Origin of the sequence: Micromonospora sp. NPDC005197, from assembly GCF_040608295.1 — a bacterium.
In the GTDB taxonomy this organism is placed as follows: Bacteria; Actinomycetota; Actinomycetes; order Mycobacteriales; family Micromonosporaceae; genus Micromonospora.
Map to the genome: position 1 here is coordinate 1 of NZ_JBEXHY010000179.1, position 8,437 is coordinate 8,437.

An 8,437-nucleotide genomic window follows, 5' to 3' on the forward strand; every position below is an offset into this window, starting at 1 on the left:
ATCAAGAGGTTCGCGTCACCGACACCGGCGTGTCGTGACGCAAACCTCTTGATCAACGGGACGGGACGGAGGGCGGGAAAGGGGGAGGGCGGGGTGGGCGGTCAGCTGCCGGGGCGGGGGAAGGCTACCGGGCTGCGGAGGCCGGCTCGGTTGACCGCGCGGATGCCGAAGAAGACGTTGTCCTTGGACAGGTCGATGCTGACCTCGGTGACGTCGCCGACCGGGATCACCCGCTGCCACTCGGCGGCCGTGGTCTCGCGCCACACCACCTCGTAGCCGGCCAGGCCCGGCTCGTCGCCGCGCTGCCAGCGCAGGGTCGTGTTGTTGGTCAGGTCGGTGGTCACGATGATGGCGCCCTTGGGCGTGCCGGGCGCCTGGGCCAGTGACCACAGCGCCGCGCCGTTGACCCTCGCCACCCGGGCGATGTACCCGAAGTCGCAGAACTCGGGCAGGTCACCGAACTGCTGGCCGTCCTGCACGCGGACGTCCTGGTGCTGGTGGGCGAAGTCCTCGTTCGGCTCGGTGAACCGCGCCGCCGGCCAGCCCTCCCGCAGGAACGAGATGTGGTCGCTGCCGCGCAGGTAGCGGTCCCGCCGGTAGATCACCCGCACCCGCATGCCTGTCGCGTCGTTCTCCGCCACGTCGCGTACGAACCGGGCGAGCTGCCGCGACGGTGAGTCGTTCTCGCCGCCGACGGACTGCCGGGTGGTGGCCTCCGCCGGTGTCTCGGCGGTCGGCACCCCCTCGGCGAACAGTCGCACCGCGTACGGGTCGCGGGTGCCGTCGTCGGCGGTGCCGCTGCCCACGATGTCGTCGCTGAACATGCCCTGCACGTCCGCGCCGGCGGCCTTGAGCTGCGCGGCCAGGTACGCCGAGCCGTACAGGCCCTGCTCCTCGGCGGCGACCGCGGCGAAGACGACAGTGGCGGCCGTGGGCCGGGTGGCCATCAGTCGGGCCAGCTCCAGCACCACGGCCACGCCGGACGCGTCGTCGTCGGCGCCGGGCGCGTCGCTGACGGCGTCCATCACGTCGGTGGCCCGGGAGTCGTAGTGGCCGGTCACGACGTAGGTGCGGTTCGGCGAGGTCACACCGCGCAGGGTGGCCACCACGTTGGTGATCCGGGTGGCGGTGGGGATCCGCGAGGCGGGCTGCTGCACGTACGACTGGAGTTCGACGGTCATCCGGCCGCCGGAGGTGGCCGCGTACTCCTGGAGGCGGGCGTGGATCCAGTCCCGGGCGGCGCCGATGCCCCGCTCGGGGTCGTCCTGGTCAGAGAGGGTGTGCCGGGTGCCGAACGCGGCCAGCCGGCGCACGGTCGCCTCGATCCGGCGTGGGTCGACCTGGCGTAACAGGTCGCGCAGCTCACGGTCGGGGCGTTGGGGGCGCGCCGGGTGCCCGGGGCCGGCGGGGACGGGGTCGGCGGCCGCGGGCGCGGCCAGCGAGGGCACCGCGACGGTGGCGGCGGTCGCCGCGGTGGCGGCGGCGGAGGCGGACAGGAAGGTGCGGCGGGTCGGCCTCGTGGGCCGCTCGCCGGTGTCGTCTGATCCCATTACGGCATCCTGCCCATCGATAGTGACGTTTGTCCATATCGCTAGACGTGGATGTCGCGTGAGCTTTCACCCGGACCGGGTGATGACACTCCGTGGCCGTCGTTCCTACGGTGGGTGTCATGGCTGTCGTACGCGCGACCCCCGCCAACCCGCACGTCGGCACGGCTCCCGCGACGGGGGTGAGTGGCGACCAGCGGGCGATGCCACCCGAGTTGGGTCCCAACTCGATCGCCGTGCTCAGCGGCCCCACGTTTGTGTACTCCGACGCGCGCGGCGACGTGCCACCGGGCAGCATCGGCGGGCTCGTGCACCTGGACACCCGCCTGATCAGCGGCTGGACCCTCACCGTCAACGGCGGTCAGCTGCTGGTGTTGCGGGCCAAGACCCTCGAGCACTACTCCGCGCAGTACGTGCTCACCAACCCGGAGCTGCCCGGGCTGCCGTCGAACGGTCTCGCCATCCGGCGGTTGCGCTACATCGGCGACGGCTTCCACGAGCGACTGGAGATGGTGTCGTACCAGACCGAGCCGGTCCGGGTGGAGCTGCGGCTGGCCGTCGACGTGGACTTCGCCGACCTGTTCGAGGTCAAGTCGGTGGTCCGGGACCGCTCCGCGCAGATCGTCCGCAACCACGCCGCCGACGGCTCCGAGCTGTGCTTCTCCTACCGCAACGGAGACTTCACCGCCGAGACCCGGGTGCGCTGCGCGACCCCGGCGGACCGGATCGAGGGGGACGATCTGGTCTGGGACCTGCACCTGCGTCCGCGCGACAACTGGCTGGTGGACCTGCAGGTGCCGTTGTCGCCGGGCCCGGGGGTGGTCGAACCGGTGCGGGGCGACATCATCGACGTCGTCCAAGGCCGGGCCGAAGACCCGCTGCGCCGGTGGACCGAGGACCGGGCCGTGCTGCGCAGCGACAGCCAGGCGCTGGAGTGCACCGTCCGCCAGTCCCGCGACGACCTGGCGGCGCTGCGGCTCGAACTGGAGGTCAAAGGTCAGCGGATCCTGCTGCCCGGCGCGGGACTGCCCTGGTTTCTCAGCCTCTTCGGGCGGGACACGCTGATCACCGCGTACCAGACGTTGGTGGCCGGGCCGGCGCTGGCGAAGGGAACGCTGCTCGCGCTCGCCAAACTCCAGGGCAACGCCTGTGACGACTTCACCGACGAGGAGCCCGGCAAGATCCTGCACGAGGTCCGCAGCGGCGAGCTGACCCGTACCGGCCAGAAGCCGTACGGCCCCTACTACGGCACCGCCGACGCCACACAGCTCTGGCTGATCCTGCTCTCGGAGTACTGGCGGTGGACCGCCGACCACGAGACCGTCCGGCACCTGCGCGACAACGCGGTGGCCGCGCTGCGGTGGATCGACGAGTACGGCGACCGCGACGGCGACGGCTACGTGGAGTACGCCACCCGGTCCCCGGAGGGGCTGGGCAACCAGTGCTGGCGGGACTCGCCGGACGGCGTCTGCTTCGCCGACGGACGTATCCCGGTGCTGCCGCTGGCAACCGCCGACATCCAGGGCTACACCTTCGACGCCAAGGTGCGGCTGGCCGAGCTGTTCGACGGCCCGCTGGGCGACCCCACCCTGGCGGCACGGCTGCGCGACGAGGCCGGCACCCTGTACGAGCGGTTCAACCGGGACTTCTGGATCGACGAGCGGGGCGGCTACTACGCGGTGGCCCTCGATGGCGACAAGAACGTGGTCGACTCCAAGACGTCCAGCATGGGTCACCTGCTGTGGAGCGGGATCGTGCCGCAGGGGCGGGCGGATGCGGTGGTGCGCCAGCTCATGTCGCCCGACATGTTCTCCGGCTGGGGCATTCGGACGCTGTCCGCCGAGGAACGCCTCTACGGGCCCTTCGGCTACCACCTGGGCACGGTCTGGCCGCACGACAACTCGCTGATCGCGCTCGGCCTGGCCCGCTACGGCTACCGGAAGGAGGCGAACCGGATCAGCCTGGCGATGATCGACGCGGCCGAGCAGTTCGACCACCGGCTGCCCGAGGCGCTCAGCGGGTCCGACCGGCAACGGCTGCTGTTCGCCGTCCCATATCCCACCGCCTGCAGCCCGCAGGCATGGGCGTCCGGCACGCCGCTGGCGCTGGTCCGCGCGATGCTGGGGCTCAACCCGGTCGAGGGTCGGCTCGTGCTCGACCCGGCGGTTCCACCGGAGGTCGGCCGGATCTCGGCCAACCGGGTGCGGGCCTTCGGTCAGGAGTGGGGTGTGGACGCGGTGGGCTCCAACGGTCACGTCTGGCTCGAGCGCAGCTGACCGCGCGCCTGCGCTTCGACGTTTGTCCCGGGCTGCGACGGGAAACGGCCCGCAATGACGAAACCTCGTGTGGTGATCGTGGGGGCCGGGTTCGCCGGTTACCACGCGGCGAAGACGTTGAGCCGGATCGCCCGGGACCGGGCCGAGATCGTGGTGCTGAACTCCACCGACTACTTCCTCTACCTGCCGCTGCTGCCCGAGGTGGCCGCCGGGGTGGTCGAGCCCGGGCGCATCGCCGTGCCGCTGACCGGGACCCTCAAGGGCGTCCGGGTGGTGATCGGCGAGGCGGATCACGTCGACCTGCAGAACCGCTGGGTCGGCTTCACCCAGCCCGAGGGGGAGAAGAACCGCCTGGCGTACGACCGGCTGGTGCTCGCCGTGGGCAGCGTCAACAAGCTGCTGCCCATCCCGGGTGTCACCGAGTACGCGCACGGCTTCCGCGGCCTGCCCGAGGCCGTCTACCTGCACGACCACATCGTCCGCCAGGTCGAGTTGGCCGAGCAGGCCGAGGACCCGGCGGAGCAGCAGGCCCGCTCCACGTTCGTGGTGGTCGGAGCGGGCTACACCGGCACCGAGGTCGCCGCGCACGGGCAGCTGTTCACCGACGCGCTGCACGCGCAGCGGCCCCGGCTGACCGTCCGGCCCCGCTGGATGCTGCTCGACGTCGCCCCCCGGGTGCTGCCCGAGCTGGACAAGCGGATGTCCGTCACCTCGCACAAGGTGCTCAACCGGCGGGGGGTGGACGTGCGGATGGGCACGTCGGTGGCCGAGGCGACCTGCGACGGCGTCAAGCTCACCGACGGCGAGTACGTGCCGACCTGCACGCTTGTGTGGTGCGTGGGGGTGCGGCCGGACCCGTTCGTCAACGAGCTGGGCCTGCGCACCGAGAAGGGCCGGCTGGTCACCGACGAGTACCTCAACGTCCCCGGCTATCCGGAGGTCTTCGCCTGCGGTGACGCCGCAGCCGTGCCCGACCTGGTGAATCCGGGGCAGATCTGCGGCATGACGGCCCAGCACGCGCAGCGGCAGGGCAAGCGCGTGGCGCACAACATCGCCGCGTCGTACGGCTTCGGGCAGCGCAAGCCGTACAGGCACCACGATCTGGGTTGGGTGGTCGACCTGGGCGGCAAGGACGCGGCCGCGAACCCGTTGCACGTCAACCTGGCCGGGCTGCCGGCCAAGGCGGTCACCCGGGCGTACCACCTGATGGCAATGCCGGGCAACCGCACCCGCGTCGGGGCCGACTGGGTGCTCGACGCCGCGCTGACCCGCTCGGCCGTGCAGCTGGGGCTGGTCCCGGCGAACGCGGTCCCGCTGGAGAGCACGTCGCCGGAGGTCGCGGTGCGCGGCCGCTGAGCGGAAACCGTCGACCCGGCCGGTCAGCCCCGCGAGGTGGCGGGACCGGCCGGTCCACGTGGTGGCACGGCCGGCGGGGGCGGTTCGCCGGGGTCCGCCGGTGGGGGCGGGTTCAGTCGTCGCGGCCCGTACTCGCGCAGCAGGATCTGGACGATGCCGGCGGCGGGGATGGCCAGCAGCGCGCCGAGCAAGCCGGCCAGCTCCGCCGCGAGCAGCACGCTCAGCAGCACGGTCAGCGGGTTGAGCCGCACCGCACGAGACAGGATGAGTGGCTGGAGCAGATGGTTCTCGACCTGCTGGTAGACGACGAAGAAGACGAGCACGATGATTCCGGCGGTGGAGGAGTGCAGGAACCCGGCGCCGGCGGCGATCACCGCGCCGATCGTCGCGCCCACCAGCGGTATCAGGTCGGCCACCGCCACCAGCAGGGCGATCACGCCCGCGAACGGCACCCCGGTCAGGGTCAGCACCAGGAAGGTCAGCACCCCGCAGATCACGCTGATCAGCAGGTTGCCGGTGAGGTAGCCGGTGACCGTCCGCGACATCTCCCGGCCGACCCGGCGCAGGCGCTCGCCCGCACCGTCCCCGGCCGCCGCGAGGACGCTGCCGGTGATCCGCGGCGACTCCAACACCATGAGGTACGCCAGCACGATGACCGTGACCAGCCCCGCGACCGTCTGCAGGACACCGCGCAGCACGCCCACGGCGGGTTGACGTAGCCGGGTGCCGGCGTCGCGCAGCTGGTCGGAGTGCTCGCTGACGTAGCGTCGTGCCCCGGTGCGTTCCAGGAGCTGGCCCACCGGGCCGCGCCCGGCGCGCGCGTCGCGCAGCAGCTCAGGCCCCCGATCGGCGAACCGGCCCAGCTCGTCGAGCAGCGGCACCAGGATGACCGTGGCGAGGACCGCCAGCACGACGAACGCGGTGAGGAACACGAGCAGCGTGGCCACCGCCCGCCGCCGCACGAACCGGCGTTGCAGCCAGTCCACCGACGGCTTGAGCGCGACCGCGAAGAAGGCGGCCACCACGGCCCAGACCAGCACCCGGCGGGTCGCGTACACGAAGGCCAGCGCGAGCGCGGTCGCCAGCACCAGACCGATCACGACCAGGGCCCGGCGGGCGGTGGCCCGATTGTCGGCGTTGCTCACCCGCCGGGCCTTCCCCGCGCGCACCGTCGGAAACCCGGCAATGCGGACGCGCAGGCCGGCCTAGGCCGTGTCTTCGAAGGTTCACAACCATTGGAGCAGCGCGGCGATGGTGACGGTGGCCTGGAACGAGGTCGCGGTCTTGTCGTAGCGGGTCGCGACGCTGCGGCACTGCTTGAGCCGGTTGAAGCAGCATTCGACGACGTTTCTCGGCGCCCTCTTTAGCGCCCGCGGCGTGCTGGTGGGCTCGCACGATCGTGGAGTCCACCGACACCAGCCAGTCGATGTCCCCGGCCGCTTCCGCGTCGGCCTGGACCCCGGCGAGCATCCGCTCGAACGTGGCGTCAAGGGCTCACCTGCGGAAACGGGTGTAGATCGACTGCCAGGACCCGTAGCGGGCGGGCATGTCACGCCACGCCGCCCCGGCCCGGATCTTCCACAGGAGGTTGGTCGGGCCACGCACCCCGCCCGCTACTCCCAGAACCGGCGAATTGCGAATGCGAATGTCAGTCTGATCCAGATAGATGGATTTGGGCTATTGTTCCAATTTGCCCTCATTGGAACACCTGACGTGATGTGGTGATCAGCGCGCTTCATCGGCGCCATTCAGGCCGTTTCACGCAGGACGCCGCTCGGTCGACGTCTCCTGCGAGTAGTACCCACGGAGGGTGTTCTGTGACAGCTAAACCCAAAAATTGGCTACGGCGCCGGGTGGTCCTGCCGTCGCTCGCCGCTGGCGCAGCCGCCACGGTGGCAGCCAGCCTGCTGCTCTTCAGCTCGACCGCCGCAAACGCGCAGGAAGCACCGGTCAACCTGGGGACGGCGGCCGACTTCTCCGTCCTGGCCGGAGCGGAGCCCACCAACACCGGCCCCAGCTTTCTGGCCCAGAGCCTCGGGCGGTTCCCCGGGAGCACCGCGTCCGGCTTCGGAACGGCCACCATCGGCGGGGAGGTGCACCTCGGCGACGCGGTGGCGCTCCAAGCTCAGAGCGACCTGACCATCGCCTTCAACGACGCCGCCGGCCGGACCCCGTTCACCAACCTCCCGGCGGAGCTGGGTGGCAACACACTCAACGAAGGGGTCTACCGGATCGGGGCCGCTCAACTGACCGGAGCGTTGACGCTCGACGGCCAGGGCGATCCGTCGGCCGTGTTCATCTTCCAGGTCGACTCCTCGCTGACGACGGCGTCGAACAGCAGCGTCGTCCTGACCAACGGGGCGTCGGCCTGCAACGTGTTCTGGAAGATCGGCAGCTCGGCGACGATCGGCACCGGCACCACCTTCGTGGGCACCATCATGGCTCAGGCCGCGATCACGATGGCCACGGGCGCGACCCTCCAGGGCCGCGCGCTGGCGCGCACCGCCGCCGTCACCCTCGACACCAACGTCATCACCGCACCGATCTGCGCCGGGCCGACGGGTCCGCCTGGACCGTCCGGCCCACCCGGGCCCACCGGCCCACCCGGCCCGTCCGGCCCGCCCGGCAGCCCCGGAGCACCCGGTAGCCCCGGCGCGCCCGGTAGCCCCGGCGCGCCTGGTAGCCCGGGAGCGCCTGGTAGCCCCGGCGCACCTGGTAGCCCGGGAGCGCCTGGTAGCCCGGGAGCGCCTGGTAGTCCGGGAGCGCCCGGTAGTCCGGGAGCGCCTGGTAGTCCGGGAGCACCTGGTAGTCCGGGAGCGCCTGGTAGCCCCGGCGCACCTGGTAGTCCGGGGGCGCCCGGTAGTCCGGGGGCGCCCGGTAGTCCGGGAGCGCCCGGTAGCCCCGGAGCACCCGGAGCACCCGGTAGTCCGGGCGCACCGGGCAGCCCCGGCGCACCTGGTCCGTCCGGACCTCCCGGAGCACCCGGCAGCCCTGGTGCGCCTGGCAGCCCCGGCGCACCCGGCAAACCTGGGGGTGGCGGCAAGCAACCCATCCTGCCGGTCACCGGCGGCGGTGTGGTCCCGGCCATGACCGGCGTCGGAGGTGTGATGGTCGTCCTGGGCGCGGTCGCGTTCTTCCTCGCCCGGCGTCGACGCCTGGAGTCCTGATCGGTGGCCCGGCCGGTGTGATCCCGGCCCGGGCCCCGCCACGGGTGGGGGGGCGCCCGCCCCGCGGGGGGGGGGCGGGGCGGCTGTCGGA

The 8,437-nt window shown here is 71.9% G+C and carries 5 protein-coding genes and 3 pseudogenes; 3 read left to right on the top strand and 5 right to left on the bottom strand.

Annotation, left to right across the window (positions count from 1 at the left end):
- Nucleotides 1-101: 101 nt before the first annotated feature.
- The gene (locus ABZU46_RS29575) at nucleotides 102-1,550 is read right to left on the bottom strand and encodes a M20/M25/M40 family metallo-hydrolase (RefSeq protein WP_354862897.1); all 1,449 of its coding nucleotides are present in this window, start codon (nucleotides 1,548-1,550) and stop codon (nucleotides 102-104) included.
- Nucleotides 1,551-1,669: 119 nt separating this feature from the next.
- On the opposite strand from ABZU46_RS29575, the gene ABZU46_RS29580 reads away from it, so the two are divergent.
- Nucleotides 1,670-3,823, top strand: a complete 2,154-nt coding sequence (locus ABZU46_RS29580; protein WP_354862899.1) for a glycogen debranching N-terminal domain-containing protein — start codon at nucleotides 1,670-1,672, stop codon at nucleotides 3,821-3,823.
- A gap of 54 nt (nucleotides 3,824-3,877) precedes the next feature.
- Nucleotides 3,878-5,179, top strand: a complete 1,302-nt coding sequence (locus ABZU46_RS29585; RefSeq protein WP_354862901.1) for an NAD(P)/FAD-dependent oxidoreductase — start codon at nucleotides 3,878-3,880, stop codon at nucleotides 5,177-5,179.
- 23 nt (nucleotides 5,180-5,202) lie between these two features.
- Here ABZU46_RS29585 and ABZU46_RS29590 read toward each other — a convergent pair whose 3' ends face one another.
- The 3 genes and pseudogenes from ABZU46_RS29590 to ABZU46_RS29600 all read right to left on the bottom strand — a co-directional run.
- Nucleotides 5,203-6,348 carry an AI-2E family transporter gene (locus ABZU46_RS29590; RefSeq protein WP_354862903.1) on the bottom strand — a complete coding sequence of 382 codons (1,146 nt, stop codon included), beginning with the start codon at nucleotides 6,346-6,348 and terminating at the stop codon, nucleotides 5,203-5,205.
- Between the two features lie 57 nt (nucleotides 6,349-6,405).
- Nucleotides 6,406-6,525: pseudogene (locus ABZU46_RS29595) on the bottom strand (transposase); the annotation flags it as partial.
- Between the two features lie 13 nt (nucleotides 6,526-6,538).
- Nucleotides 6,539-6,763: pseudogene (locus tag ABZU46_RS29600) on the bottom strand (transposase); the annotation flags it as partial.
- A 308-nt stretch (nucleotides 6,764-7,071) separates the two neighbouring features.
- Here ABZU46_RS29600 and ABZU46_RS29605 point away from each other — a divergent pair.
- A pseudogene (locus ABZU46_RS29605) lies at nucleotides 7,072-7,656 on the top strand (ice-binding family protein); the annotation flags it as partial.
- A gap of 55 nt (nucleotides 7,657-7,711) precedes the next feature.
- Here the strand turns inward: ABZU46_RS29605 and ABZU46_RS29610 are convergent.
- Nucleotides 7,712-8,197 carry a hypothetical protein gene (locus ABZU46_RS29610; RefSeq protein WP_354862905.1) on the bottom strand — a complete coding sequence of 162 codons (486 nt, stop codon included), beginning with the start codon at nucleotides 8,195-8,197 and terminating at the stop codon, nucleotides 7,712-7,714.
- Nucleotides 8,198-8,437 lie beyond the last annotated feature (240 nt).